Origin of the sequence: Paraburkholderia sp. MM6662-R1 (assembly GCF_050436245.1) — a bacterium.
GTDB lineage: Bacteria > Pseudomonadota > Gammaproteobacteria > Burkholderiales > Burkholderiaceae > Paraburkholderia > Paraburkholderia tuberum.
This window is the reverse complement of record NZ_JBNDLV010000002.1, coordinates 277,558-303,937: the sequence shown is the minus strand read 5'-3', so window position 1 is coordinate 303,937 and position 26,380 is coordinate 277,558. Positions and strand designations below refer to the sequence as shown.

The window sequence follows — 26,380 nt, the reverse complement described above, 5'->3', positions numbered from 1 at the left end:
ACGCGGAGACGAGAGAAATGACGATTCTGGTAATTGCGGAACACGACAACGCGAGCATCAAGCCCGCGACCTTGAGCGCGGTGGCGGCTGCCCAGAAGATCGGTGGCCAGATTCACGTGCTGGTGGCCGGCCACAACGCGCAGGGGGTGGCCGATACAGCGGCGAAGATTGTCGGCGTGGCGATGGTACTGCTTGCCGACGCGCCGCAGCTCGAAGTTGGCCTGGCGGAAAACCTTGAGGCGACGGTACTGAATATCGCGAAAGACTACTCGCACATCCTTGCGCCGGCCACGGCCTTCGGCAAAAACGTGATGCCGCGCATCGCTGCGAAGCTCGACGTGGCGCAGATCAGCGATGTCATCGCAGTGGACAGTGCTGATACGTTCGAGCGTCCGATCTACGCGGGCAACGCGATAGCGACCGTGCAATCGAGCGATCCGATCAAGGTGATCACGGTGCGCACGACCGGCTTCGATGCAGTGGCAGCAGAAGGCGGCAACGCTGCCATCGAGAAGATCGTGGCGGCGCCTGACACAGGCATCTCTCAGTTCGTAAGCCGCGAAGTGACGAAGCTGGACCGTCCCGAACTGACGAGCGCAAGCATCATCGTGTCAGGCGGCCGCGGTCTCGGCAGCGGCGAGAACTTCGCATTGGTCCTCGAGCCGCTGGCCGACAAGCTGCAAGCCGCGCTGGGCGCATCGCGCGCTGCGGTCGATGCGGGATTTGTGCCGAATGACTATCAGGTCGGCCAGACCGGTAAGATCGTTGCGCCGCAACTGTACATCGCGGTCGGCATCTCGGGCGCGATTCAGCATTTGGCCGGCATGAAGGATTCCAAGGTAATTGTTGCGATCAACAAGGATCCGGAAGCGCCGATCTTCAGCGTGGCCGACTATGGTCTCGTCGGTGACCTGTTCACGCTCGTGCCCGAACTGGCCGCCGCCCTCGAGTAAGCGATCATGAGCGAAACGGATATAAAGCGCGACCGCGGCACTGCGGGCCATGCATCGGCCGAGCCACAGTCGTATCTGTTCGTGCCGGGCAGCCGCGACGAGCGGTTTGAACGCGCGTGGACGAGCGGCACCGACGCAATGATTATCGACCTCGAGGACGCCGTCGAGCCGGGCGCGAAGGACGCCGCGCGAGACGCCGTCACGGCGTGGGTGTCGCGCAGCCGTCCGGTGCTCGTGCGGATCAATGGTCGCGGCACGCCGTGGTTCGAACGGGACGTGATGCTGGCACGCCTCGACGGCGTCGCCGGCATTGTGTTGCCGAAGACCGAGCGGCCGGACGACGTCATCGCGGTGCTGTCGCTCGCAAAGCGCAAGATCCCGGTATTTCCGCTGATCGAGACCGCGCTCGGCATGTGGTCCGCGGCCGATATAGCGAAGGCGCCGGGCGTGAGACGGTTGATGTTCGGCACGCTCGACTTCGTCGCGGACATGGGGACCGACGACGACCGCGACGCACTCAATCCGTATCGCGCTCAACTAGCACTTTTGTCGCGGATCGTCGGGATCGAGTCGCCCATCGACGGCGTCACGCCTGACGTGCATGACGTCGAACGGCTTGCGGCGGATGCGCGCAACGGTAAGCAGCACGGATTCGGAGGGAAGCTTTGCATTCATCCGAAGCAAATTGCGGTCGTGCATGAATGCTACGGTCCGAGCGCGGGAGAAATTGCGTGGGCCGAGCGGGTCGTTGCTGCCGTGTCGCGCGCCGACGCTGGCGCGATTGTTGTCGACGGCAAGATGGTCGATCGTCCGGTCCAGCTGCGCGCGCAGCGATTGCTCGCGTCTGCCACTCGTCGCGGGGGGGCCGTGCGCGATTGAATTCCTGTTTGATCGACAGTGAACTGGACGATTACGCTGCGCTGCTGAAAGTCCGCGGGGCGGATGACCGATCCGTAGAGCGACGGCATACATCGGCACGTGTCCTTGCTGTGAATATCATTTTTCTACGACGTAAACAGGAATTTGTAAATGTCTCAGACGGACCTCGTTGCTCGCCATGGTCGGCGCGAGTCAATGGAATACGACGTCGTGATCGTTGGCGGCGGACCGGCTGGCCTGTCCGCGGCGATCCGCCTGAAGCAGCTGGCGGCGGACAAGGGCGTCGAGCTTGGCGTGTGCGTACTGGAAAAAGGCTCGGAGGTCGGGGCGCATATTCTCTCGGGCGCGGTGATGGACCCCCGCGCGTTGAATGAACTGATTCCGGACTGGAAGGCAAAAGGCGCGCCTTTGGACGTTGAAGTGACCGAAGACCGCTTCCTGTTTTTGTCCGAAACCGGCTCGAAGAGCGTGCCGAACTGGGCGCTGCCGGATAACTTCAGGAACCACGGCAACTACGTGATCAGTCTCGCGAATGTCACGCGCTGGCTCGGTCAACAGGCCGAAGCGGCAGGCGTCGAGATTTTCCCCGGCTTTCCGGCTGCCGAAGTCCTGTACAACGACGATGGCTCCGTGAAAGGCGTCGCGACCGGCAATCTCGGCATCGGCAAGGACGGTGCGCCGACCGGGAACTTCCAGCTCGGCATGGAACTGCACGCGAAGTACACGCTGTTCTGCGAGGGCGCGCGCGGCCACCTCGGCCGTCAGCTGAACGAGAAGTTCAGGCTGCGCGGCGGCGCCGATCCGCAGGTCTACGGCATCGGCATCAAGGAACTGTGGGAGATCGATCCGGGCAAGCACAAGCCGGGGCTCGTGATGCACACGGCCGGCTGGCCGTTGCAGAGCGACACCTACGGCGGCTCGTTCCTCTATCACATGGACAACAACCAGGTGGTGGTCGGCTTCGTGGTGGGCCTTGGCTATACGAATCCGTACCTGTCGCCGTTCGAGGAATTCCAGCGCTACAAGACGCATCCGGCAATCCGCAACTTTCTCGAAGGCGGCAAGCGCGTGTCGTATGGCGCGCGTGCGATTACCGCCGGTGGTCTGATGTCGCTGCCGAAGCTGGTGTTCCCCGGTGGCGCGCTGGTCGGTGACGACGCGGGCTTCCTGAACGCATCTCGGATCAAGGGCTCGCATGCGGCGATCAAGACCGGCATGCTGGCCGCCGACGCCGCTTTTGAAGCCGTGCAGGCGGGGCGCACCAGCGACGAACTCACGGCCTATCCGGAGAGCTTCAGGACGTCGTGGCTGCATACCGAGTTGTACCGCGCGCGCAACTTCAAGCAGTGGATGAGCAAGGGCCTGTACCTCGGCACGCTGATGGTCGGCATCGAGCAGAAGCTGCTGGGTGGCAACGTGCCGTGGACGCTGCATCATCAGCATTCCGATCACGAGATGCTCAAGCCGGCTTCGCAGTGCAAGCCGATCACCTATCCGAAGCCGGACGGCAAGCTGACGTTCGACCGGCTCTCTTCGGTGTTCATCTCGAACACGAATCACGAGGAGAACCAGCCGGCGCATCTGACGCTGAAAGATCCGTCGGTGCCGGTGAACGTGAACTGGCAGACCTATGCCGGTCCGGAGGCGCGCTATTGCCCGGCGGCGGTGTATGAGTTCGTCAAGAACGACGACGGCAGCGAGCGGCTCGTGATCAACGCGCAGAACTGCGTGCACTGCAAGACATGCGACATCAAGGACCCGACGCAGAACATCGTGTGGGTCACGCCTGAAGGCGGTGGCGGTCCGAACTATCCGAACATGTGAGCCGACTTAAGAGCCAGCCGCTTTCACACAGTGCGGAATCGGCCGTTTTGTCGTAGCTGCGGCGCAAGGCGGACGATTAAGTCAATCCGCGCGGACCACGTTCACTTTCCACCGCACAATTTGCAAGGCGTGCCCGTAAAGCGAAAGTTCACACATGTCGCGAAATTGCGCGCGTGCGATTCCTGCCGCTTCAGCCACGTAGAGACTGAAATGGCGTCGACGGGCGCACTGACGTCTCGTCAGACGGCGTCAATTTCGTGGAAAGTGTCGATCTGGTCATCGCTATAGCCGAGCTCCCGCAGGACCGTGTCGGTATGTTGACCAAGGGCGGGTACCGGGTCCATGCGCGCGTCGTCCGCGGGATTGATGCCCGGCGGCCAAACGGCAGGGATGTCACCCGCGGGGGTTCCGACCTTGGTCCACCGGTTGCGGGCGGCGAGCTGTTTGCGCGTCCAGACTGAGTGCATGTCGTTCATGCGTGCGTTCGCGATGCCGGCTTTCTCGAGCCGCTCGATGACCTGGGGCGCCGACAGCGTCGAAAACGCTTCCACGATAATTTGCGCCAGTTCCCCGCGATTCGCGACCCGGCGGCTGTTCGAGCTGAATCGGTCTTCCGTTGCCACTTCCGGCTTGCGGGTCACGATCGCGCAAGCGTTTTTCCATTCGCGTTCGTTTTGCACGCCCAACATGACGGTCTTGCCATCGCGGGACTGGAATTGCCCGTAAGGAAAGATTGTCGAGTGAGACGCCCCGGTCTGGCGGGGCGGTGTCTGACCGTCGATCGCGTAATAAAGCGGGTAGCTCATCCATTCCACCATGCCTTCGAGCATGGACACCTCGACGTGCCGCCCTTGCCCGGTACGCCCGCGCTCGATCAGCGCCGCCAGGATATTCGTGTAGCCGTACATCCCCGCAGCTATATCCGCGATCGAGCAGCCTGCCTTGGTCGGCTCGCCTTCCGATCCGGTAATGCTCAGAAAGCCGGACTCCCTCTGGATCAGCAGGTCATACGCCTTTTTATCGCGGAACGGACCGTCCAGACCGTAGCCCGAGATGTCGCAGACGATCAGCCGCGGGTGGCGTCGGCGAAGGGTTTCGTAGTCGAGTCCCAGGCGCTGCGTCGCGCCGGGCGCAAGATTCTGTACGAACACGTCGGCGTCTGCGAGCAGCTTGTGTACCACCGCAATCGCGGACGGCTGTTTCACGTCTAGCGTGATGCTTTCCTTCGACCGGTTAGTCGATACGAAATGCGACGCGAGTCCCAAGACCCGTTCGTCTTAACTGCGCGCGAAGTCGCCGGTGCCGGGCCGTTCCACCTTGATGACGCGGGCGCCGAGATCCGCAAGCTGCCGTGTGCAGAACGGCGCAGCGATCGCGTGCTTGAATGTGATGACCTTGATGTCTTGGAGCGGGCGCACGTTCGACGCTCCTCGTCAGAACGAGCGGGGCAGACCAAGAATGTGCTCGGCGACATACGAGAGGATCAGGTTCGTGGAGATTGGCGCAACCTGATAGAGGCGCGTCTCGCGGAACTTGCGCTCGACATCGTATTCACATGCGAAACCGAAGCCGCCGTGGAACTGCAGGCACGCGTTCGCGGCTTCCCACGACGCGTCCGCCGCGAGCAGCTTCGCCATGTTCGCCTGCGGGCCGCACGGCTCGTGCGCGTCGAACCGGCGTGCGGCCTCGAAGCGCATCAAGTTCGCTGCTTCGACGTTGATTAACGCGCGCGCGATTGGGAACTGCACGCCCTGGTTCTGGCCGATCGGGCGGCCGAACACGACGCGATCCTTCACGTATTGCGACACTTTGTCGACGAACCAGTAGCCGTCGCCGATGCACTCGGCTGCGATTAGCGTGCGCTCCGCATTCAGGCCGTCGAGGATGTATTTGAATCCCTTGCCTTCCTCGCCGATCAGGTTCTCGGCAGGGATTTCGAGGTTGTCGAAGAACAGCTCATTTGTCTCGTGATTGACCATGTTCGGAATCGGCCGAACCGTCATGCCATTGCCGATCGCCTGACGGAGATCAACGATGAAAATCGACATCCCTTCGCTTTTCTTCGTCACATCCGCAAGCGGCGTCGTGCGTGCGAGCAGGATCATCAGATCGGAGTGCTGAATGCGCGAGATCCACACCTTCTGCCCGTTGATGACGTAGCGGTCGCCTTTGCGCACGGCGGTGGTCTTGATCTTGGTCGTATCGGTGCCGGTCGTCGGCTCGGTTACGCCCATCGACTGCAGACGCAGATCACCGCTCGCGATTTTCGGCAGATACGTCTGCTTTTGCTCGGCCGAGCCGTGACGCAACAGCGTGCCCATGTTGTACATCTGGCCGTGACACGCCCCCGAGTTGCCGCCGGCCCGATTGATTTCCTCCATGACCACTGACGCTTCCGTCAAGCCGAGTCCCGAGCCGCCGTATTCCTGCGGAATAAGTGCAGCCAGCCAGCCGGCCTTCGTCAGCGCGTCGACAAAGGTCTCGGGATAGCCGCGTTCCTCATCGACCTTACGGAAATATTCCGCAGGAAACTCGTTGCAGAGGTCGCGGACGGCTTCGCGAATATCCCGGTACTGGTCGGATGCGTGGTTCATGGAATATGTCCCTTGGATCGTGGCGGATTTAGTTAATCAGGCGAGGGTCGCACAGCCGGACATCGTCAGCCAGCCTTCGTGGTCTTTTGCCCAGAGATCGATTGAACGGCCGTCGTTGGCGAGGCGGCCGCAAACGAAGAACGCGTTGCCAAGAAAGGTTGGCCGTATGGCCTTATACGTGTATTCGCGGACGGACGCGCCGGGCAGTGCATGCGTCACGAGGTCGAGCAGCAGAGTAGCGATCAGCGGACCGTGGACGACCAGATCCGGATAGCCTTCTGCCTGCTGCGCGTAGGCCCGGTCGTAGTGAATCCGGTGACCGTTGAACGTCAGCGCAGAGTACCGGAACAGCAGCACTTCGCTTGGCGTGATTTCGCGCTGCCATCTGGCGTCGCCGGGCGCCGCATTCGGAGCGGGGGCGGCTACGCCGGGCTCCGCAAGGCCGCGATAGACGATGTCTTGTTCCTCGCGGATCGCCAAGACCCCATTAGATTCGACCACGTGCTCGAGCGTGACCAATCCGAGTTGGCCGCTTCGTCCTTCTTTGTGTTTGGCCGACAGCACCCGGGAACTGCGTGTGGCGATTTCGCCGATCGTCAGGGGGGCATTGAAGAAGAGGCGGCCGCCGGCCCACATTCTGCGCGGCAGGCCGAGATCCGGGAGAAAGCCGCCTGTGCGGGGGTGACCGTCGTTCCCGAGTGCCGATTGCCGACTGACCGACCAGAAGTACAACCAGTGCCAGAGCGGCGGCAGCGCATCGCCGACTGTGGGAGTGTCGCCGTGATCGATCGTGGCGGCGAATGCAGCGGCTCGGTCGACCGAGATCACGTCGGTGGCCACCTGCTCTGTGCGGTGTCCGTCGCTGGGCTGCGGATGGTTCATTGTCGTTTCCATGGCAGAGCCGGCGAGTTAGCTGTTTGGACCAAGAATGAGGCGACTTTATGTGAAACGGCCGCGCAGCGGAAATACTGTTTGAATGTGCCCGCCATAGGGGTATCTTATGGCTTCCACACCCATTCAAATTGCCATGGACGTTCGCCAGCTTCGCTACTTCGTCAGCATCGTCGAATACGGGAGCCTGGGTAAGGCAGCGGAAAAACTCTATGTTGCACAGCCATCGTTGAGTCAGCAGATCGCGAAGCTTGAAGGGGACCTCGGCGTGTCGCTTCTGCTCCGTAGCCCGCAAGGGGTAAAACCGACTGCTGCTGGTCAGGCGCTCTACCGTCATGCGAGGCTCGTGCTTCGACAAATGGAGCAACTGCGGCAGGACGTACGTGAGGGCGCCGGAGTCGAGTCCGGGACGGTAGCTATCGGATTTCCGACGACGATGACCTCGATTCTCGCCGTTCCCGTGTTCGAACGGGTGCGCGCGAGCTATCCTGGCATCCGGCTGCAATACTTCGAGAGCATGAGTGGCTTTATCAACGAGTTGCTCGCGAACGGACGTCTCGATCTAGCTATCCTATTTCGGGAGTCGAACACGACTGGAATAACGGCATGGCCCCTTTTCGACGAAGGGCTGCATCTGCTCGGCGAGCCGGGAGGCGCAGTATCGTCGCGCGCACGCACATGCAGCCTCGCAGCACTCGCCGGTGTACCGCTGGTGGCGCCAAGTGCGTCAAACGGGCTGCGCTTACTGCTCGAGCGCGCATTCGCGCGAGAGCAGGTACCGCTTAACATCATCGCGGATATCGATTCGTTGCCGACCTTGCTTTCGCTCGCGCAGTCGGGTGCGGCATGCACGATCCTGCCTGCGTCGTCGGTGGCACTGCGCGAGTTATCGAACCGCCCCAAGATGCGCCGTATTGTTGATCCAGAACTCTGGCGTCCGGCGAGCCTGTGCTGGTCGAATACGTTGCCCGTAAATTCGGCGGCGCTGGCCGTTCGGCGCACGATTGTCGAGCTTATTGGTGAACTTTCCGCGAGCGGTGCATGGGCCGGAATTACATTGCGGACGTCCGAAGCGTCGCCATCGTGACGCACACCGCGTGGCGGACCGGTCGAGTCCCGCGTGTGCTCGGTCAGTTGCCGCGCTCGAATGTGAGCATCATCTCGAGTACAAGGTCCACGAGACGGCGCTGGTGGCCCAAGGATCCGACGCGTGTTCGACAATGCGAGCACGAGTGCGCGGTGCGGTTTCAGGGCCGCTCGACGGGGCCGCGCGAAGCTGCTCCCGTCTGGCCAGCGAGCGGATCATTACGCTTGCATTTAATGCTGCGTACGGGGCCGGCCGAAAGTGCGGACGAGCCGCGGAAATCTTGGTGTAATCCCCCAGCATGCTGAGGGCGGCATATCGGACATTCCTCACGACCTCGGCGGCTCAGGGTATGTCCGCGATGTCCTCACCCGAGGACATGCCCGACGACTTGGAAGTATGCGGCGGATGGACAGGTGCCGTTCCCACAGGGACGCTGCGCCTGAGAAAATCCAGAGTCGCTTGTCCGAAGACGTCGTTTCTGTCGCCTGCCACCATATGCCCGGCCTCAACGACGTTGACGTATTGGGCATGCGGACAAAGCTCGAGGAACGCTTGGGCACCCGCTTCACTGACGACGTCGGAGCTGCCTCCACGAACCAGCAAGGTGGGCAGCGTCAAACGGCGTGCGCAGGCCGAGAGCCGCTCGTGACGTCGTTCAAGATCGCGCGGGCTAGCCAGATAACGGGGATCCCAATGCCATCGGTATCGCCCGTCTTCGCCTAGCCGCACGTTCTTGGCAAGGCCATCGAGATTCCGCGGGCGAGGGCGTTGGGGACGATACTGACTGATGGCTTCCGCGACTTCTTCGAGCGAATCGAAACCGTCCGGCTTTTGCGACATGAACGCCTGAATCCGGGCGACGCCGGCGGGTTCGGTGTAGGGGACGATATCCACCAGGACAAGTGCGGTGGCATCGACACGATCCTCCCCGACCGCGACGAGACTGGTGCCACCACCCATCGAAGCACCCACCAACACCGGTCGACGTCCGCCTAGTGCGAGCAGGACGTGCCCAAGATCGCGCACCATCGTGTCCTGGCTGTAATTGCCCTCTGCGGACCAATCGGAATCGCCGTGACCGCGTGCATCAAAGGCCACAGCGAAATATCCGGCGGCGCCTAGTCGTTCCCCCGTACCCCCCCATGCGTGGCGAGTCTGACCGCCGCCGTGCAGCAAAATGACGAGAGGGCCTTGGGGAGAGCCCCACGAATCGCCCGCTAGCCGGATACCGTCTGCGCCTGTCCATGTGTGCATGGGATCGGGGCTGCCAGGAAGACGTCTGCCTGCTTTCATCAGTGCCTCGTTGAAAATTGCTTGGCCATTCTGCATCTGCCTCGTTAGGTTCGTCGCGAACGATTGTTTCGTCAAGGACGTATATTCAAGTGTTCCGTACTGCGAGCTGTAGCCCGAGCTCGCTCGACCAACAAACTCCGAGCCGGCGACGTGGAACCCCAAGCGTCGGCCCGAAGTACGGAACAGTTCGTCGCACTGCATTGACCGTCGAAATAGCGCTCGCTTAAAAGAGTGGAAAGGGCACAAACATAAGCGCTACGGATGCCCTCAGAGCGAAATCCAACATGGAGACACTGCGACGCGTTCGCGCCAGGAGCGTTCCAGCTCCTTCTCTCATCATCCGGTTCTCTACCGATATCGCGATATCGATAATGCCGAAATTCCGCGCCTTTCAAGGTCATGTTCTCATGAGCAGAAAAACATCGAGAAACGCGGGACTAGGGAAGACGAACGTCTGGCCAAGTCCGCGGTGGGCGCTTTGTCCAGCGAATGCATGTATTTGACCCCGTGTTATGCGTTAGTCCGTTCGATGCGGAAAACGAAGTCATTGTCATCGCTAACGACAGGGTGTACGGCTTGTCAAGTGCAATTCATACGACCGATCTGAGCCGTTAATTTGGCGTAGCGCGAGCCACTAACACTGGGACGATCGTTATCAACGGACATTCGGTGATGCGAAATTCGCTGGCAGTTGGTGTCAAGCAATCGGGAATTGATCGGGAGGGTGGTTGGATGAGCAGATCGTCAAGTGGACGAGCGCTGCAACCGTGCCAGAAGCGCTTGCTTGACCGACCGGCCTTGGCACAAAGAATGTAATGGATGACATGATGAATGTAATGGATGGAATGAAAGTTCGTGTTGCTGCCAAAGCCGTGGAGGCCGTCGACATCTGCAGTTTCGAGTTGGTCGCGCTGGACGGCAAACCGTTACCGGCATTCTCCGCAGGTTCGCATATCGATGTCTGCACGCCAGCAGGAATGACCCGGCAGTATTCGCTATGCAATGACTCGTCGGAGAGTCACCGCTATTTGATCTCCGTGCTGCGAGACCCCAGGACGCGCGGTGGCTCGGCTGGCATGCATGATCGTGTGCAGTTGGGAGATATCCTGACAATCAGTGCGCCGAGGAACCACTTCCAGCTCGCGCACGCGGCAAAGCGCAGCCTATTGTTGGCCGGTGGTATTGGCGTCACACCTATCCTATGCATGGCGGAGCGTCTTTCGTTAACGGGGGCACCGTTCGAGATGCACTACTGCACGCGCTCACGCGAGCGCACGGCATTTTTTGATCGCATTCGCGGTTCACGATACGCGAGCAACGTGCAGTTTCATTTCGACGATGAAGCGGAAGATGAAGGATACGACATTGCGGCAGCGCTCGCACACCCCGAAGCAGACACGCATCTCTACGTATGCGGCCCAAGGGGTTTCATGGACGCCGTATTGAGCGCTGCCCGCGGCGCGGGCTGGCCAGAGGCACATCTGCACTATGAGTTCTTCTCAGCCGACCTTATACCGTTGGAAAGCGATGGACGTTTCGAAGTGCAACTCGCGAGTTCGGGCCGCGTCGTCCCGGTTGAAAAGGACCAGAGCGTGGTGCAGGCGCTCGCAGAGGTCGGCGTTGAAATACAGACTTCATGCGAACACGGCGTCTGTGGCACGTGCGTGACACGTGTACTCGAGGGCGTGCCTGACCATAGAGATGTTTTCTTCACGCCCGACGAGCAAGCGGTAAATGATCAGTTTACGCCTTGTTGCTCGCGTTCGAAGACAGCGCGACTGGTCCTCGATCTCTGACACGTGAAGTGAATTCCGGCGCTGCCCGCGAATGCTTCCTACGCACCAGGCGCGAAACTGAGGTCTGCTACTTGCTCGGGATCGCCGCTCATCCGGAGGCCTTGAGCGCGGGCAATACCCGCCGCCCCTAGGACGCGCACTGAAGGCGGCCTCGCGGGCGGTCAACGCTCCCCCGAGGTCGGACGGCCTCCGAGGCCCATATAGAGTTCAAGCGATTACCCGGGTGTGTGCGGGACGCAGTGACCGGTGGACGACAGTCGCTCACTGGGCCAACCGGACCCGCTTCCTGACCCAGCGTGCCGCTGCGCAGGCACTGGCCTGAAAATCCTCGAAAATCATGGAAATAAAAGGAAACCGCGCGTTCACCGTGACACGGGAGCATGCCTGGAGAGCACTTAACGACCCAGTCGTGCTCGAGGCCTGCATTCCCGGCTGCGACAAGGTAGAGCCGACCGACGAGAACCGATATCAGATCGGGTTGACGGTAAGGATCGGCGCCGTCGCGGCGAGGTTCAAGGGAAGTATCACGCTGACCGACATGGGCCCTCCGCGTAGTTACACGATCAGGTTCGAGGGGCAGGGCGGACAGGCTGGCTTCGGCAAGGGCGATGCACGGGTGAGCCTGGCGCCGCAAGGCGCGGGTTGCGAGCTGACCTATGCCGCGCAAGCGCAGGCGGGCGGCAAGATCACACAGGCGGGCCGCCGGCTCATTGACGGTGTGGCCCGATCCATGGTCAATGATTTCTTCCGACGCTTTGAAGCGCAAATGCAGCGACAGGACGCCGAAATCAGAACCGCCAGCACTGAAGTGCCGTTGGAAGCGCAGGGGCGGGCGCGAGAGCGTGTCGCTGACGGCTCGTCCCGGGGCACAACCGCTCTCTGGACATGGATCGGTGTGGCCTTGTTTGGAGGGGCCGCGGCCGGGCTGATCCATTTGCATTAAAAACAGTACCAGGTAGCAGCCGAGAGGCTCCGTTGCTGGCGCGAGCATAGACTCGTCGCGGCCACAAGGTCGCCGGCAGGCATGGCGCCGCCGGAATCGCCGTAGAAAAGCTAGGAATCCCGAAGTACGGAACGCGCGACAGACTCGCGTTGACATCGACTGGTGCTACTTATGTAATCTGCAAACGGCAAAAACGTATCGCAGTTCGACAATATCTAGTAGATCAGTAACTGCATAAAAAATTCAGCGGCGCGTCTGATTATCCGAAAACAGACCGTCGACATTGCCCTAATCTGGAGGAGCACCATGACTCACGACACGACGCCCGATTCCCGCCGTTTGCCGGAAGGTTTCGAGGATCTCGATCAGTTTCTCGATCGCTGGAGTACGCCGACGTCGCACGAGCGGTGGATTTGCCGCTCGACAACGCCTTATCCCGAGGTCCTGCGATTCTACGAGGTTATGTTTGCGCGCGCCGAAGAGGCGACTGTGTACCTCGAGCGTTTCCCGTTGGACGACATGCCCGAGCCAGCGGTCAACCTGTTTCGCCTGCTGCTCGCGATGTGCCATGCAGGTGTTTCGGTGGAGATCCATCAGTCGCCGGCTGTCCGGCACGCACCGCCGAAGCACGCTCTTCAGATACTCACGGGTTTTCAGCCGCATGGCTGAACACACAGCTGGCTCGACCACGATTGCTTCCGATTTTCACGCATTGAAGGAGTTGGCATGAATAACCCCATCGATTTCCAATCCAGCCTGACCGAGTCAGTCGGTCTATCTACCGGCCCAATGCCGACCTCGCTGTATACCGATCCTACGCAGTTTGAACTCGAGCGTGAGCGGATTTTCCGCCGAGCGTGGCTAATGATAGGACGCGTGGAGCGAATTCCGAAACCCGGCGATTTCTTCGTCAAGGAGCTCGCCCTCTTCAAGGCATCGGTGATCGTCGCTCGATCGGAGGACGGGAACATTCGGGCGTTTCACAATGTCTGCGCTCACCGTGCCAATGTGGTCGAGCATCGTTCGTGCGGCAACGCGAAACGCTTCGTCTGCCGTTACCACAGCTGGGCATACAACAATGCGGGCGAATTGGCGAACGTGCCGGATGAATCGGGATTCTTCAATCTCGACAAGAAGAAATGCGGGTTGACGCCCGTCACTCTGGACGTCTGGGATGGATGGATTTTCATCAATATGGCGCCAGCGCCGGAAGTCAGCCTCGTGGAGTTCCTGGGGCCAATGGCAGACGCGATGGCCAACATCGATTACCCGAATCCGGACCACCCAATCGTCATGCGCGGCGAGTTCAAGGCGAACTGGAAAGCCGTAGCGGATAACTTCAGCGAGGCCTACCATGTTGCCTCGATTCACCCTAGGACGTTGGCGCCGATTTACACGGGGAAAGGCAATCCATTCTGCCGGCCGATCAGCGCCAATCTGTACGGCGCGCATCGCTCCCTCTCGCTGTGGCTCAACCCGACCTATCAACCGTCGGATAAGTCGAAAGTCAGCCGATGGCTCTTCGCGGCAGATCAGACCATCACGGGCACTCGCGAGGACGGGCAGATCAATGCGATTGTCGAGCACAAGGGCGTGAATCCGACGAAAAACGAGAACTGGTCGAGTGACATCAATTGGTTCTTCCCCAACTGGCATCTGCAAATTTCCGCGAACTTGTTCTGGACGCACGAGTTCTGGCCGACATCGTCGAATACGACCGTCTGGGAAGCGCGTTTCTACAAGCGGAAGCCGACGACCGTGCGCGAGCGTCTCCAGCTCGAGTATTTCACCTCCCACATGGCCGATACCATGCTCGAGGACCTTGGGAACATTGAGAGCACACAAGTGGGCATGGAGTCTGGTGCCAAACCGTTCATCGTTTTTAACGAGAGCGAGATCTTGTGCCGCCACGGGCTCGAACAAGTCATCAAGTGGACGGCCGCTACGCGCGTCAACGATGCGCTGGCGCAATCGGTCTAGATGCAGTTTCTGAGCAGGGTTCGCGCGTGAGCCGCGCGGCTGGGATGCAAAAAATACTTAATCGGAGACGATGAAATGGGATTACTGGATGGCAAGGTCGCGATTATCACGGGAGCGGCGTCGGGGCAGGGTGCGGCCGAGGCGCGAATGTTCGCCGCTGAAGGTGCGCGGGTGGTTCTTGCGGATGTGAATCCTGCGGGCGCTGAAGTGGCCGCGTCGATTGGTGGCAAGGGTGTCATCTTCAAAAAACTGGATATATCCCAGGCTCATCAGTGGCAAGAAGTAGTCGCTGGTGCGTTGAACGCCTTCGAAAAAATCGACGTGCTCGTTAACAATGCCGCCCTTAACGACAATCATTTGCCAATAGAAGAAACGGAGTACGAGCACTTCGAGAAGCTGATCCGGATCAACATGCTTGGCACGTTCCTTGGAATGAAGACGGTACTGCCCGCAATGCGAGGTGCCCGTTCCGGATCGATCATCAACATCAGCTCGACGGCTGCCTTGCGAGGCATGCCCAGCATTTTCGACTACGGCGCTACGAAATGGGCCATTCGCGGCATGAGCCGTCATGCCGCTTTGGATCTGGCCAAATATGGCATCCGGGTCAATGCGGTCTTTCCTGGCATTATCGACACACCGATGATGGAAGCGGTCACAACGCCGGAAACCCGCGCTGAGTTTGAGGCCATGACGCCTCTCGGACGAATCGGGAAACCTCAGGACGTCGCCAGCACGGTTGCATTCCTCGCATCGGATTCGGCGAGCTTCATTACTGGCGGGGAATTTGCAGTAGATGGCGGTATGGCCTGCTGACGTGCTGCGCGGCCTTACTGGTGGCTTCAAACATTCATTGGAACGGAGCGGTTATGGAATCAAAAATTCGACCTGACGAGGCTGTTTTGATATTCGGTGATCTTCAGGTCGGGATCGCGGAATTACCTTTGACGGTTTCAACCGAGAGTCTCAAACGATCTGCCTGGGGATTAGCCCGACTCGGCGAAATTTTCAATATACCAACGCTGGCCATGACGATCCCGAAGAGCGATGGCGGGCTACCTGAGATCATTCCAGAAATTGATGGCACGCGCACTCAGTATTACAAGTTCTTGCGCACCACGCCAGATTCATTCGCAAACGAAGCATTCCGTAGAGCGATCGAAGACACTGGTCGCAAGACGTTGATCGTTTGTGGCGTGGCGACGGAAATCTGCCTGTACTGGCTTGCCCTGTCCGGAATCGCCCATGGCTACAAGGTCTATGTCGTAGTCGATGTTTGCGGCGGGCTTTCCGTTCGTTCCGAAGATGCAGCGTTCCGTCGCTTTGAAGCCGCTGGCGCAGTGATGACATCTGTCGTCTCGTTGGCTGGAGAATTGGCAGGGGACTTCACGGAGCCTCCCGGACGCGATGCCGTCGAAGTGATCTATAAAATGATCGGCTCTTGAGCGCTCGGATGGACTTTTGACGACGACTGCTACACGGAATGGCGACGCTAAATGAGACCGGCATCCTTCGACTACGTGCGGCCGGCATCTGTCGCAGAGGCATGCGAAGCGCTCACGGCCGGAGGGACCGTGCTCGCGGGGGGGCAGAGCTTGGTCCCGCTACTCAAGCTGCGCATCGTGCGGCCCACGCGGATTATCGACCTCAATCGAATTGACGAACTCGCGGGCATCACGACAAATGAGGCGGAGGAGTTGTTCATCGGAGCAATGACCCGCCACCAGGACATCGCAGACCATCCACTCGTTCAGTCCAAAGTCCCGCTGCTCGCCAGCGCGGCGAGACATCTCGGCGACATTCAGGTGCGCGCTCGGGGCACCATCGGCGGGAACATCTGCTTCGCGGATCCACGAGCCAACCTGACCACGGCGCTCATTGCACTGGACGCCGTGGCCGTGTTGGTTCATACCGGCGGTGTTCGCGATTGTCCGGTAGCGGACATGTTCACGGGCTTTCGCCAGTCGAGCCGGCGAGCGGATGAACTTCTGATTCGATTGCGTATCCGGCATACGCCGGAGCACGCGCAAGGGGTCTATCTCGAGCTCGCGCCCCAACTCAACGGAACCCCGATCGTGAATGTCGCCGTTGTGCCTGGCGCGCCGGGTCGTGAACCTCGAATCGCGGTCGGAGGTTTGTTCGACATACCATGGCGTGCAGTGACGATTGAGGAGCTTGCGCGCACGGGGCGGGCGACCGAACACCGCATTCGTGAAGCGATCGACGAATTCCAGACGGATCGTCTACGGTTCGAGGATCCTCGAGGTGATGCGGCGTACCGGGCGCGCATTGCCTCGGTTCTTATCGCCCAGGCGCTCGAACGGTGCACTACGGGGCGCGGTCCCGAAGCGCCAGCTCAGGAGGAATGACATGCCATCGCAGGTCGAGATCGAAGCCTGTGTCAACGGCAAGCGGGGGCGTTGGCAGATTGAGCCGCGGTTGTTGCTGGTGGACTTTCTCCGCCGCGACCTCTGGCTGACGGGTTGTCACGTCGGATGTGACGACGGTGTGTGCGGGGCATGTACGGTGCTCTTCGACGGGGCGCCGATCAAGAGCTGCCTGATGCTCGCGGTGCAGATCGACGGTGCCGATGTGACCACGGTCGAGGGGCTCGGCCAGCCTGGTCGCCTTCATCCGGTTCAACAAGCCTTCATCGACGCGCAGGCGGTCCAGTGCGGATACTGCACACCGGGCTTTGTTGTCGCGGCGGCGGCCATGCTTGAGCGCGAAACGCCGTTGACTGACGAAGCCGTGTGCCGTGGCCTAATCGGGAATCTCTGCCGCTGCGGCTCGTATGCCAACATCGTGAAGGCTGTGCGCAGCGTTGCTTCTCAGCGTGCTGCTGGAGCGAGCGACATTGGGGACGGGTGCGATGAGCGCTGAGCGAGTGAAGCGGAGTTGGGTAGGCCGGGCGATCCCTCGGCAGGAAGACGAGCGGCTCGTGACTGGCACAGGTCTCTTTGCGGACGACGTCGAGCCGCCCGGCGCGCTGCATTGTGCGATTTTGCGCAGCCCGCACCCGCACGCGCGCATCATCGGGGTCGACGTATCGCGGGCTCGGGCGATACCGGGTGTCGCTATCGCAATCAGCGGTGCAGAGGCGCGCGAGCATTGGACGCCGTTGCCCGCCACCTTCTCGCTGCCTGGCATTGTGATCCCCACGGTCTATGGACTCGCTGTCGATAAGGTTGTCTACGAAGGGGAGCCGGTCGCGGCAGTCGCCGCCATCGACCGCTATCTGGCCGAAGATGCCCTCGAGGCGATCGAGGTCGTCTATGAGGTGCTTGAACCTGTCGCGCTCGATCCGGAAGAGGCCATCGATTGGGGCAGGGGTCCGTCGCCAGTATCGACGAAGGTCTACGAGAACTGGCCGGACAACGTGCAGCTTCGTTACGACTTCTCCATCGGCGACGTTGACGGGGCCTTTGCGGGAGCCGATACGATCGTCAAAGCGCGCGTCGCCGTCCATCGCTACAGCGCGATGCCACTCGAGCCTCGTGCAGTTGTCGCGGAATTCGAACCCTCGAGGCGCTCGCTGACCGTGCGCCTCGCCACTCAGATCCCGCACCAGATGCGTTCGCTTTTTGCGCGGATGTTCCGTCTGCCCGAGTCATCGGTCCGTGTGCTGGCGACTGATGTCGGCGGCGGGTATGGATCGAAGGCGCAGCCCGATGCCGACGTTATCCCGATTCTATTGTCGATGCTCGCCGCTCGCCCCGTGAAGTGGGCAGAGACGCGAGAAGAATGGCTGCTCGCGGCACCGGTCGGCTCGCGCAGCTACGTGCATCGCGGCGAACTCGCGCTCCGCTCGGACGGGACCATCCTCGGCATGCGCGATCGCCTGCTGACCGATCTCGGCTGTGATGGAGTCGCTCGCGCTAACGGTGCGGCAGGAGCAATCATCGGCGCCATTTACGCACCCGGGCCGTACCTCGTCGACGCCTACGAAGTGAGCGTTCGTGGCCTGCTGACGACGAAGGCTCCCTACGGCGCCTACCGAGGGATGGGCAAGGACATCGCCAACCAGGTCATCGAACGGTTGATGGACAAGGCGGCCGCTGCATTGAACATCGATCCGGTCGAGCTTCGCCGCCGCAATTTGCCGGTGAGCTTTCCTCATCAGATCTGTACCGGGCCGGTCATCGAAAGCGGAAGCTTCGCGGCATGCCTCGACCTGGTGTGCAAACGAATGTCGTTGCCTGACCTGCGCGAGCAACAGCAGCAAGCCCATGCACAAGGGCGCTACCTCGGGTTTGGCGTGGTCTCGACGCTCGAACCCTCGGGTGGCGCTATCCCTATGTCAATTTTCAGCGGGATAGAGAGCGCCACCGTGCGGCTCCATCCCGATGGCACGGCGACCGCTCTCACGGGCATGCAGTCTATTGGGCAGGGTATCGAGACGACCTATGCGCAGGTGGTCGCTGATTGCCTCGGGCTCGAGCCGGGCGACGTTCGCATGCGCTGGGGTGATACCGAGTCTGTTCCATATGGCCAGGGCGCATTTGCGAGCCGCGGCGCTACCTTCGGTGTCGGTGCCATCCATAAGGCGGCCACCGAGGTCAGACAGAAGCTCGCGATGGCGGCCGGCATCGCGCTCGACGCGGCACCGCAGCAGATCGAGCTGGGTGATGGTGTAGCGTGGGTCAGGAATACCGACAAGGCAATGCGGATCGCGGAAGTGGCGAGGCGAACGTACTTCGAGCCCGGCCCTTACGCCATGTTGCCGGGCGTATCTGAACCGTTATTGGAGGCGAGCGCCACCTATGCGAGTCCGCATGTCAACTGGGTCCCTGATGAGTTTGGGCGGCTACGGCTCTATCCGACGCACGCTTGCGGGGCCATTGGCTGTCTCGTCGAAGTGGACGCAGGGACGGGCCAGGTGGAGGTGAGGAAGATCTGGGTTGCGCATGACGCCGGGCGTCTCATCAATCCCGGCATCGTGGACAACCAGCTACGAGGCAGCGCGGTTCAGGCGCTGGGCGGCACGCTGCTGGAACAGATTGTCCACGACGAAGCTTCGAGACTTCTGACTCGCACCCTTGGCGACTACCAGATCCCTCACATCGCGACGGTGCCCGAGATCGATGTTCTGCATATCGAAACCCCATCGCCACTTACGCCGCTGGGCACGAAGGGTGTGGGCGAAGGTTGCCACATCGGCCTTGGCGCAGCGTTGCTTTCGGCTGTGGAAGATGCGCTTCGCCCCTTCCGGGCGGAAGTGCTCGAGACCCCGCTTACCCCGCCTCGCGTGTTGGCGCTGATCGGCCACGCGCTGGAGAACGGCTCCCCAACAGCCAATGTTGCAGGAAGCTGATCGGTTCTGCTGTTGGCATGCGCTACAGGTTTGACGCCGGATTACCGGTCGGCAGGGATGTCCCCTTTGGCATCAGGTCGGTACTTGCAAGACGGAACGGACGAGATGGCCCGCGTCAACGCGCGGTTACGCGTGCGCGGCGTCGAGCGGCTCGGGTGATCGGCGCCACCATCATGCCTCGGATTACGGCAGTGAACACGAGCGCGCCCGCATGATGACCGGCGAGGACGGTGCGGACATGATGCGGCAGCACGCGAGGCCGCGACGGTTGGTTTCATCCTGAACCGACGTGCGGTACGTTGCTGTGGCGCAGCCGCGCTGGTCGTCCATGACAACCCGGTAGACGCATTGCACGCATCCGCCCATATAGGATTCGCAGGCCGAGAATCGCATCTTCCAAATTCGCAACTTGGATCTGGAGCTTGAATTTTCTACCCTGTTCATCAACGACAGATCAAACCTGATCGACGTAAAAACCCAGGGAGACGACATGCGGCTGAACTTGTCCCATGCTCCTATCGCCATCATCGCCGATCCATGATGCTTCCCCCGAGCTCCATCTTCAATACTACGAAAGGAACCTAAGACATGAGCAAGACCAACAACCGCATCGACCAGACTTACGACGAGCTCGAGGTTGGGCAAGTCTTTCGTTCGGGAGGCCGAACCGTGACGGAAACGGATGTGGTCAACTTCTGCGCGTTTACCGGCAACTGGATCGAGATCCATTCCAACGTCCAATACGCATCGAAGACTCGGTTCGGCAAGCGACTGGTGCAGGGATCGCTCACGTACTCCATTGTCACCGGCCTCATTCAGTTTGGCCTGGGGATCCAGGCGAATTACGGCATCGACAACATGCGTTTCCTCGCGCCGGTCTTCATCGGGGACACCATCTACGCAGTATGTGAAGTCATCGGCAAGAAGGAGAAGGATGACAAGTACGGCGTGATCAAGTTTCTGATGAAGGCGGTCAATCAGGAGGGAGTCGTCGTCCAGAAAGGTGAGTGGAGTCTGCTGATGCTTCGGCGCCGCGAGGACCTCGATGCGCTGGTCAGCCTTTCGCTGCCTGAAGTTAAGGACTGAGGGGCCGACGCATGACACCCAAGCCACAAGCCGCGATCGTCGGGATGGGAGATGCTTACGCATCCGTGCGCGAGCGCAAGGATCCCCTGCAACTTGCCGTCGAAGCCACGCACAAGGCGCTCGCAGATGCGGGCATCGGGAAAGGCCAGGTTGATGCGGTGTTCACCGGCCGTTCGCCTTGGGCCGACAAGCGCTCCCAGTGGAGCAACATCTTCTGTTCGCACATGCACATGCCAGTGACGATCACCAGCGAGATAACGATGCATGGTGCAGGACTGAATGCAACGGTTGCAATGGCGTCGCAGATGATCGCGGCAGGTCGTGCCCAGTACGTGCTGTGCCTGCAAAGCGACGCCACCGAGCTTTTCGTCGATGCCGTAGCAATGGGCGCTGAGGCGGATGCCGATCCGCAGTTCGAGATTCCCTACGGTCCGACGATCCCGTCGCTCTATGCGCAGGCCGCTTGCCGCTACTTCCATGAGTTCGGCGTGACGGAGGAGGATCTTGCCGACGTCGCGATTGCAAACCAGAGGTGGGCGGTGCATCACCCGCATGCGGTCAAGGCCCGGTTTGGCGAGATCGATCGCGCCAAAGTCCTGGGTTCACCGTATGTGTCCACACCTTTGCGACGCTGGATGTGTTCGACCTGGGGCGGCGGCACGGGGGGCGCGCTGGTGGTCACCTCCGTGGAAAACGCCAAGAAGGCCCGCGATGCAGTGTACGTGATGGGCTACGGGTCAGCGACCACACATGAGTATCTTGGCGATCGCGTGAACATGCCGCGCTGTCGATATGAAGCGCTCGGCCCATTTCCGAATCTCACCTACACAGCCACGGCCGAAGCTGCACGCCAGGCATACGCAATGTCGAAGCTTGCTCCCACTGATATCGAGATGGCGCAGATATCGGTCAACTTTGCGCACATGGGGCCAATCATCATGGAAGACCTCGGTTTCGCGAAGAAGGGGCAGGGCATCAGCCTCTACCGGGAAGGACGCACGGGCGTCGACGGCGACTTGCCGACCGACACGAATGGAGGCTGGCTGTCTTTCGGTCAGCCAGGCATCTCCTGCAATATGGACAGCTACGTCGAGGCCATCCGTCAACTGCGCGGGCAAGCGCTGGGCCTTGTACCTGGCAAGCGCCCGCGCACCGTGCTGGTTCAGGGCTCGGGCGGCATGCTGGCCGCCGGGAGCGTGACCATTCTTTCTTCCAACACGTGATCGGCCCGCGAACAAGGAGCACAGCGTGAGCACTGAAATGCATTCCACCAACGGCTGGCCCCAGCCCTACCGCCTGCTCGATGCACAGCCCTATTGGGAAGCGCTGCAGGAAGAGCAACTCAAGTACCAGCGCTGCGCGAGCTGCGATCAGCCTGTTTGGCCAGCGCATTCGTATTGCCCGCATTGCGGATCAGGCTCGCTCGAATGGAAGGATTCGCGCGGCCGCGGAACGGTTTACTCGTTCAGCACCGTCATGCGCGGTCCAACGCCGGTCTGGGCCTCGATCGTGCCGTACACCGTCGGCTTCGTGCAGATGGTGGAAGGCTATTTTATGTTCACCCAGATCGACGGAGCTTCGGAGTCAATCGCAGTAGGCAAGAGCGTGCAGGCGCACTTCATCAGGCGCGGCGAGCAGACGCTTCCTGTTTTCTCACTGGTGCCGTGAGCTGACCGATGCCGCTGGTGCCATCCGTCAAGTTGAAACTGGAGTAATGAGAATGTCCGGACCACTCTCGGGCGTACGCGTTCTTGACCTGACGTCCAACATCATGGGTCCCTATGCGTCGCTGTTGCTGGCCGACATGGGGGCGGACGTGTGCAAGATCGAATCTCCGGAAGGTGATTCCACGCGCTCGGTCGGACCTAGGCGCAACAAAGGCATGAGCGTCACGTTCCTGCACGCGAACCGCAACAAGCGCAGCGTCGTGCTGGACCTGAAGAAAAACAGCGGTCTTGCTGCCTTGAAGCGCATGGTGTCGACGTCGGATGTCCTCATGTACAGCCTGCGGCCGAAGACGATGGCCAAGCTCGACCTCGCCTATGAGCAAGCGCGTGATGCGAACCCGCGCCTGATCTACTGTGGTGCGTTCGGCTTTGGCCAGCGCGGGCCATATGCGGATCGTCCCGCGTATGACGACCTGATGCAGGCAGCGGTCGGCATGCCCCTGCTGCAGGCACGCAAATCGGGTCCGCCGCAGTATGTGGCAGCCGCCTTCGCCGATCGCGTTGTGGGCATGGCGATGACCCAGGCGATTGCCATGGCGCTCTACTACCGGGAGCGGACAGGCAGCGGGCAGGCCGTTGAGGTACCCATGTTCGAAACGTTCGCGCATTTCGTGCTGGGCGATCATCTGTACGGCCACACATTCGTACCGCCCATTGGCGACTGGGGCTACGAACGCATGATGAGCCCTGAGCGCAAGCCGTACCGCACGCTCGATGGCCATGTCGGCGTGAGCGTGTACACCGACCGCCATTGGCAACGCTTCTTCGAGATGGCCGGCCGGCCTGATATGGCAGCCGATCCCCGTTATGCATCGCTGGCCGCGCGGATGCAGCACGTCGTCGAGCTGTTCGAGTTCCTTGCGCAGACCTTCGAGACCAGGTCGACCGACGAGTGGGTAAAGCTGCTCGTAGAAGCCGACATTCCCATTGTGAAGATGAACACGCCGGAAACGCTTCTGGACGATGAGCACATGAAGGCAGTGGGGTTCTTCCAGATGCAGGAGCACCCCACCGAAGGGCCGATCCGTACGCTGGGGATCGCGCAGCAATGGAGCGAGAGCAAGCCTGAGGTGCGGTATCCCGCGCCGCGCCTCGGCGAACACACTGTTGAGGTACTGCTGGAATACGGGCTCACGCAGCAAGAGGTCGACGCTGCCCTCCGAGACGGCGGCGCTCGCGCAGAAATCCAAAATTCGAACCAGGAGTTGAATCATGCATGATGAGTTGCCCCTGTCCGGCGTTGTTGTCGTCGAGTTGAGCGACAACGCATCGCTGCCGTTTGGTGGCCAGACGCTCGCCGGCCTCGGCGCGCAGGTGTGGAAGGTGGAGCGGCCCGGTGGCGATGCATCCCGCGGTTGGGGGCCGAGCAAATGGAACGGCAGCGGCGCTGCATTCCATGCACTCAATCGCGGCAAAAGCTCGATCTGCATCGACATCAAGGATCCCGCGCAACTGGCAATGCTCAAGGACCTGATATTCCAGCATGCGGATGTATTTACGCACAATCTGCGGCCGGGCTCAGCGGGTCAATACGGCCTGGACCCCGAAAGTCTGCGGGCTCGCAAGCCGGAACTCATCTGCTGTGAGGTTGGTGCGTTCGGGCATGTCGGCCCGATGAACAAAGAACCCGGCTATGATCCGCTAATGCAGGCTTTCTCCGGGATCATGAGTCTCACCGGCGAGAACGGGCAAGCTCCGTCACGTGCCGGTGTTTCCATCGTGGACTTCGGAACGGGTATGTGGGCGGTGATCGGTATCCTCTCTGCGCTTTACCGCCGCAAAGTCACCGGCAAGGGCGCTACCGTCAATTCCTCGCTGCTTGAAACGGCCATTGCCTGGATGTCGGTCGGCATCGCGAACTACGCCACCGACGGCGAGCCAGGCAGTCGCCACGGCTCGGGTATCGCATTCATCGTGCCGCATCGCGCATTCACCACGCAGGATGGCTATCTCATCGTCAGCTGCGCGAATGATCGCCTGTTCGGTAAGTTGAGCGAGGCACTCGGTCATCCTGAATGGGCAACGGATCCGAAATTCGCGACGAATGCGGCGCGCCTGCAAAACCGGGCGGAGATCGATGGACTCATCGGCGATCGGCTTGCCACCGACACGCGCGCATACTGGAAGAAGCAACTTGAAGCCTATGGCGTCGCGTCGGCGCCGATCCAGACCACGGCCGAACTGTTCGCGCACGAGCAAACGAAGGCGCTGGGGATCCTGGGCAAGCCGTCGCCCGACGAGATCGAGTGCGTGGGCGTGCCGTTGTCGTTCGACGGCCAACGCCCGCCGCCGCTCGCGTCCGCCCCGAATATCGGCCAGGACAACGACCGGATGCATGCACTGCTGGAAGCGGCGCGGGTGAAGTAACGGCCTGCATACCTCTTCAATTTCAAGCGAGGATTCCACATGAGCAACAACGAAGCTCCCGACGCGAGCCGCCTTTTCGCCGAGTTCGTTACTACGACGCGCTTCGAGGATCTGCCGGCCAAGGCGATTGCCAGCACGAAGCGCTCCATTTTCGACACGGTGGGCGTCATGCTCGCCGGCGGCGGCCCGGACGCCAACGCGCAGCGCATCGTGCGGATGCTCTCACGCTGGGGCGGCACGCCATCCGGCACTGTAATCGGGCACGACGTACGCCTGCCGGCGCCTCACGCCGCGTTCGCAAATGCGGCGATGGCCCACCAGTACGACTTCGACGATGTGCATGACGAAGCGGTGGCGCACCCGACGAGCAATTCGTTCGGCGGGGCGCTGGCCGCGGCAGAGGAAGTACCCGGGTGTACGGGACGCGAGCTGCTCTCAGCGGTCTTGCTGGGCAACGAAATTGTGTGCCGGGTTGGGCTCGCCATCAAGGGATCGCTATATGATTATGTCTGGATCTGGCCGGCAGTGGTGGCGATCTGGGGTTCGACGACGGCATCCGCACGGGTGATGGGCCTTGATGCAGAGCAATTGCAGTCGGCCTACGGCCTGACGCTGCACCAGACCGGCACGACCTTGCAGTGCCATCACGGCCCGGGCTCCGACGTGCGGGGGTTTCGTGACGGCTTCGGTGCGCGCAACGGCGTGACCGCTTCCTATATGGCCAGGGCTGGCCTGCGCGGCGACTCCGCCGCTTTCGAGGGCAAGTACGGCTTCTACGGCGCCTTTTTCCGGGGCGAATATGACCGCGAGCGCCTCGTAGGCGAACTGGGCCAGCGCTACACGGCGGAGCGGATTTCGATCAAGGCGTGGCCATCGGCGCGCGAGACACATGCGACGCTGCAGGCACTGATCGAAGTGCGCGAGCGGCAGAACATCGATCTCGATTCGATCGAAAAGGTAGTGCTTCACGTGGGCGATACGAATCTCCGATTCTGCGAACCGGGCGAGGCACGGCGACGCCCGACCGTACGGATGGACGCGCTATGTGCGCTACCCTTCTGCGCCGGTGTTGCATTGGCCCACGGCAGTGTGCCTTTGGCCGCGTTCTCCGATGAAGGCATGCGCGACGCACGCGTCCTCGCGCTGGCCGACCGTGTGACCTGGCAGGCCGACGAATCTCTGTCTGAAGGCACGGTCGAGGGTGGCGACGTCGAAGTGCATCTGAAGAACGGCCAGAAATTCCGTCACCAGGTGCGTCACGGCATCGGGCATCCAGACTTCCCGATTTCAGACGAGCTCCTTCTGCGCAAGTTCATCGACTGCGCGGCTCTGGCGCAGCGCCGCCCGAGTGAAGTCGAGGTGCGCAAGTTCTGGGACGTCGTGCAGAATCTCGAGAACGTTGAAGTTGGAGAATTCTCCGCGGCTATCCGCTCGCTTGCAAGCGCCTGACCGCCGTGGCTTGAAGTTGCCCTGAAGGAACCTTGTGCGCCGCCCGCGCTTGCGAGTGGCGCACAAGCTTTCGTAATATCGTCCGCAGTGGGCTCCCAACAGTAAACCCGCATTGAACCAAACTGTGGCGGTCGATGACTGACGTCGCCTCAGCGTACGTATGCGCCACCGTTTGACCCGGCGCGTACGACGAGAAA

At 61.1% G+C, this 26,380-nt stretch carries 24 protein-coding genes and 1 pseudogene; 21 read left to right on the top strand and 4 right to left on the bottom strand.

Annotated elements, in window-relative coordinates:
* Positions 1-17: 17 nt before the first annotated feature.
* The 3 genes from OKW39_RS22525 to OKW39_RS22515 all read left to right on the top strand — a co-directional run bounded on the left by OKW39_RS22525 (position 18) and on the right by OKW39_RS22515 (position 3,656).
* Positions 18-953: an electron transfer flavoprotein subunit alpha/FixB family protein gene (locus tag OKW39_RS22525; protein ID WP_131315387.1), complete on the top strand. Its 936-nt coding sequence runs from the start codon at positions 18-20 to the stop codon at positions 951-953.
* Between the two features lie 6 nt (positions 954-959).
* Positions 960-1,832: an HpcH/HpaI aldolase/citrate lyase family protein gene (locus OKW39_RS22520; RefSeq protein ID WP_429563714.1), complete on the top strand. Its 873-nt coding sequence runs from the start codon at positions 960-962 to the stop codon at positions 1,830-1,832.
* 150 nt (positions 1,833-1,982) lie between these two features.
* The gene (locus OKW39_RS22515) at positions 1,983-3,656 is read left to right on the top strand and encodes an electron transfer flavoprotein-ubiquinone oxidoreductase (RefSeq protein WP_429563713.1); all 1,674 of its coding nucleotides are present in this window, start codon (positions 1,983-1,985) and stop codon (positions 3,654-3,656) included.
* Between the two features lie 239 nt (positions 3,657-3,895).
* Here OKW39_RS22515 and OKW39_RS22510 read toward each other — a convergent pair.
* The 3 genes and pseudogenes from OKW39_RS22510 to OKW39_RS22500 all read right to left on the bottom strand — a co-directional run bounded on the left by OKW39_RS22510 (position 3,896) and on the right by OKW39_RS22500 (position 7,132).
* Positions 3,896-5,074: pseudogene (locus OKW39_RS22510) on the bottom strand (CaiB/BaiF CoA transferase family protein).
* 15 nt (positions 5,075-5,089) lie between these two features.
* On the bottom strand, positions 5,090-6,250 hold the full coding sequence (locus OKW39_RS22505; protein ID WP_133665350.1) for an acyl-CoA dehydrogenase family protein: 1,161 nt from the start codon (positions 6,248-6,250) through the stop codon (positions 5,090-5,092).
* Between the two features lie 36 nt (positions 6,251-6,286).
* Positions 6,287-7,132, bottom strand: coding sequence for an FAS1-like dehydratase domain-containing protein (locus OKW39_RS22500; RefSeq protein WP_429563712.1), 846 nt, complete (start codon positions 7,130-7,132; stop codon positions 6,287-6,289).
* A gap of 145 nt (positions 7,133-7,277) precedes the next feature.
* Here OKW39_RS22500 and OKW39_RS22495 point away from each other — a divergent pair, with 145 nt between their 5' ends.
* Entirely contained in the window at positions 7,278-8,228 is a 951-nt protein-coding gene (locus tag OKW39_RS22495; RefSeq protein ID WP_429442803.1) for a LysR substrate-binding domain-containing protein, read from the top strand.
* A gap of 342 nt (positions 8,229-8,570) precedes the next feature.
* Here OKW39_RS22495 and OKW39_RS22490 read toward each other — a convergent pair whose 3' ends face one another.
* Positions 8,571-9,482, bottom strand: a complete 912-nt coding sequence (locus OKW39_RS22490; protein WP_429563735.1) for an alpha/beta fold hydrolase — start codon at positions 9,480-9,482, stop codon at positions 8,571-8,573.
* 528 nt (positions 9,483-10,010) lie between these two features.
* Here OKW39_RS22490 and OKW39_RS22485 point away from each other — a divergent pair.
* From OKW39_RS22485 to OKW39_RS22405, 17 genes are all read left to right on the top strand, one after another.
* A complete protein-coding gene (locus OKW39_RS22485; protein WP_429563711.1) occupies positions 10,011-10,136 on the top strand; it encodes an aldehyde dehydrogenase family protein in 126 nt (41 codons plus the stop codon).
* A 209-nt stretch (positions 10,137-10,345) separates the two neighbouring features.
* On the top strand, positions 10,346-11,317 hold the full coding sequence (locus OKW39_RS22480) for a PDR/VanB family oxidoreductase (protein ID WP_429563734.1): 972 nt from the start codon (positions 10,346-10,348) through the stop codon (positions 11,315-11,317).
* A 337-nt stretch (positions 11,318-11,654) separates the two neighbouring features.
* Positions 11,655-12,260, top strand: coding sequence for a CoxG family protein (locus OKW39_RS22475; protein ID WP_429563710.1), 606 nt, complete (start codon positions 11,655-11,657; stop codon positions 12,258-12,260).
* A gap of 306 nt (positions 12,261-12,566) precedes the next feature.
* A complete protein-coding gene (locus OKW39_RS22470) occupies positions 12,567-12,929 on the top strand; it encodes a hypothetical protein (protein WP_429563709.1) in 363 nt (120 codons plus the stop codon).
* Positions 12,930-12,986: 57 nt separating this feature from the next.
* Entirely contained in the window at positions 12,987-14,240 is a 1,254-nt protein-coding gene (locus OKW39_RS22465; RefSeq protein WP_429563708.1) for an aromatic ring-hydroxylating oxygenase subunit alpha, read from the top strand.
* Between the two features lie 75 nt (positions 14,241-14,315).
* Entirely contained in the window at positions 14,316-15,056 is a 741-nt protein-coding gene (locus OKW39_RS22460; protein WP_133665345.1) for an SDR family NAD(P)-dependent oxidoreductase, read from the top strand.
* Positions 15,057-15,109: 53 nt separating this feature from the next.
* A complete protein-coding gene (locus tag OKW39_RS22455) occupies positions 15,110-15,685 on the top strand; it encodes an isochorismatase family protein (RefSeq protein WP_429563707.1) in 576 nt (191 codons plus the stop codon).
* Between the two features lie 51 nt (positions 15,686-15,736).
* Positions 15,737-16,609: an FAD binding domain-containing protein gene (locus tag OKW39_RS22450; protein WP_429563706.1), complete on the top strand. Its 873-nt coding sequence runs from the start codon at positions 15,737-15,739 to the stop codon at positions 16,607-16,609.
* A 1-nt stretch (position 16,610) separates the two neighbouring features.
* Positions 16,611-17,123, top strand: a complete 513-nt coding sequence (locus OKW39_RS22445) for a (2Fe-2S)-binding protein (RefSeq protein ID WP_429563705.1) — start codon at positions 16,611-16,613, stop codon at positions 17,121-17,123.
* Between the two features lie 58 nt (positions 17,124-17,181).
* Positions 17,182-19,554 carry a xanthine dehydrogenase family protein molybdopterin-binding subunit gene (locus OKW39_RS22440; protein WP_429563704.1) on the top strand — a complete coding sequence of 791 codons (2,373 nt, stop codon included), beginning with the start codon at positions 17,182-17,184 and terminating at the stop codon, positions 19,552-19,554.
* 409 nt (positions 19,555-19,963) lie between these two features.
* Positions 19,964-20,095, top strand: a complete 132-nt coding sequence (locus OKW39_RS22435) for a hypothetical protein (protein ID WP_429563703.1) — start codon at positions 19,964-19,966, stop codon at positions 20,093-20,095.
* A 47-nt stretch (positions 20,096-20,142) separates the two neighbouring features.
* Positions 20,143-20,640, top strand: coding sequence for a MaoC/PaaZ C-terminal domain-containing protein (locus tag OKW39_RS22430; RefSeq protein WP_131315396.1), 498 nt, complete (start codon positions 20,143-20,145; stop codon positions 20,638-20,640).
* A gap of 11 nt (positions 20,641-20,651) precedes the next feature.
* Positions 20,652-21,863, top strand: a complete 1,212-nt coding sequence (locus tag OKW39_RS22425; RefSeq protein WP_165572561.1) for a thiolase family protein — start codon at positions 20,652-20,654, stop codon at positions 21,861-21,863.
* A 25-nt stretch (positions 21,864-21,888) separates the two neighbouring features.
* A complete protein-coding gene (locus OKW39_RS22420) occupies positions 21,889-22,308 on the top strand; it encodes a Zn-ribbon domain-containing OB-fold protein (RefSeq protein ID WP_429563702.1) in 420 nt (139 codons plus the stop codon).
* Positions 22,309-22,360: 52 nt separating this feature from the next.
* Entirely contained in the window at positions 22,361-23,587 is a 1,227-nt protein-coding gene (locus OKW39_RS22415) for a CaiB/BaiF CoA transferase family protein (RefSeq protein ID WP_429563701.1), read from the top strand.
* Entirely contained in the window at positions 23,580-24,734 is a 1,155-nt protein-coding gene (locus OKW39_RS22410; protein ID WP_429563700.1) for a CaiB/BaiF CoA transferase family protein, read from the top strand. Before OKW39_RS22415 ends, OKW39_RS22410 begins: the two co-directional genes overlap by 8 nt.
* 39 nt (positions 24,735-24,773) lie before the next feature.
* Positions 24,774-26,183 (top strand): MmgE/PrpD family protein, encoded by a 1,410-nt coding sequence (locus OKW39_RS22405; protein WP_429563699.1) that lies wholly within the window; start codon positions 24,774-24,776, stop codon positions 26,181-26,183.
* Positions 26,184-26,380 lie beyond the last annotated feature (197 nt).

What these genes read in the sequence shown, in the direction of transcription:
- OKW39_RS22425 (WP_165572561.1), top strand. Translation starts at nt 20,652, where the DNA reads ATGACACCCAAGCCACAAGCCGCGATCGTCGGGATGGGAGATGCTTAC.
- OKW39_RS22460 (WP_133665345.1), top strand. Translation starts at nt 14,316, where the DNA reads ATGGGATTACTGGATGGCAAGGTCGCGATTATCACGGGAGCGGCGTCG.
- OKW39_RS22475 (WP_429563710.1), top strand. Translation starts at nt 11,655, where the DNA reads ATGGAAATAAAAGGAAACCGCGCGTTCACCGTGACACGGGAGCATGCC.
- OKW39_RS22485 (WP_429563711.1), top strand. Translation starts at nt 10,011, where the DNA reads ATGCATGTATTTGACCCCGTGTTATGCGTTAGTCCGTTCGATGCGGAA.
- OKW39_RS22410 (WP_429563700.1), top strand. Translation starts at nt 23,580, where the DNA reads ATGCATGATGAGTTGCCCCTGTCCGGCGTTGTTGTCGTCGAGTTGAGC.
- OKW39_RS22450 (WP_429563706.1), top strand. Translation starts at nt 15,737, where the DNA reads ATGAGACCGGCATCCTTCGACTACGTGCGGCCGGCATCTGTCGCAGAG.
- OKW39_RS22430 (WP_131315396.1), top strand. Translation starts at nt 20,143, where the DNA reads ATGAGCAAGACCAACAACCGCATCGACCAGACTTACGACGAGCTCGAG.
- OKW39_RS22490 (WP_429563735.1), bottom strand. Translation starts at nt 9,482, where the DNA reads ATGCACACATGGACAGGCGCAGACGGTATCCGGCTAGCGGGCGATTCG.
- OKW39_RS22480 (WP_429563734.1), top strand. Translation starts at nt 10,346, where the DNA reads ATGATGAATGTAATGGATGGAATGAAAGTTCGTGTTGCTGCCAAAGCC.
- OKW39_RS22445 (WP_429563705.1), top strand. Translation starts at nt 16,611, where the DNA reads ATGCCATCGCAGGTCGAGATCGAAGCCTGTGTCAACGGCAAGCGGGGG.
- OKW39_RS22465 (WP_429563708.1), top strand. Translation starts at nt 12,987, where the DNA reads ATGAATAACCCCATCGATTTCCAATCCAGCCTGACCGAGTCAGTCGGT.
- OKW39_RS22515 (WP_429563713.1), top strand. Translation starts at nt 1,983, where the DNA reads ATGTCTCAGACGGACCTCGTTGCTCGCCATGGTCGGCGCGAGTCAATG.
- OKW39_RS22495 (WP_429442803.1), top strand. Translation starts at nt 7,278, where the DNA reads ATGGACGTTCGCCAGCTTCGCTACTTCGTCAGCATCGTCGAATACGGG.
- OKW39_RS22500 (WP_429563712.1), bottom strand. Translation starts at nt 7,132, where the DNA reads ATGAACCATCCGCAGCCCAGCGACGGACACCGCACAGAGCAGGTGGCC.
- OKW39_RS22405 (WP_429563699.1), top strand. Translation starts at nt 24,774, where the DNA reads ATGAGCAACAACGAAGCTCCCGACGCGAGCCGCCTTTTCGCCGAGTTC.
- OKW39_RS22470 (WP_429563709.1), top strand. Translation starts at nt 12,567, where the DNA reads ATGACTCACGACACGACGCCCGATTCCCGCCGTTTGCCGGAAGGTTTC.
- OKW39_RS22455 (WP_429563707.1), top strand. Translation starts at nt 15,110, where the DNA reads ATGGAATCAAAAATTCGACCTGACGAGGCTGTTTTGATATTCGGTGAT.
- OKW39_RS22520 (WP_429563714.1), top strand. Translation starts at nt 960, where the DNA reads ATGAGCGAAACGGATATAAAGCGCGACCGCGGCACTGCGGGCCATGCA.
- OKW39_RS22415 (WP_429563701.1), top strand. Translation starts at nt 22,361, where the DNA reads ATGTCCGGACCACTCTCGGGCGTACGCGTTCTTGACCTGACGTCCAAC.
- OKW39_RS22525 (WP_131315387.1), top strand. Translation starts at nt 18, where the DNA reads ATGACGATTCTGGTAATTGCGGAACACGACAACGCGAGCATCAAGCCC.
- OKW39_RS22505 (WP_133665350.1), bottom strand. Translation starts at nt 6,250, where the DNA reads ATGAACCACGCATCCGACCAGTACCGGGATATTCGCGAAGCCGTCCGC.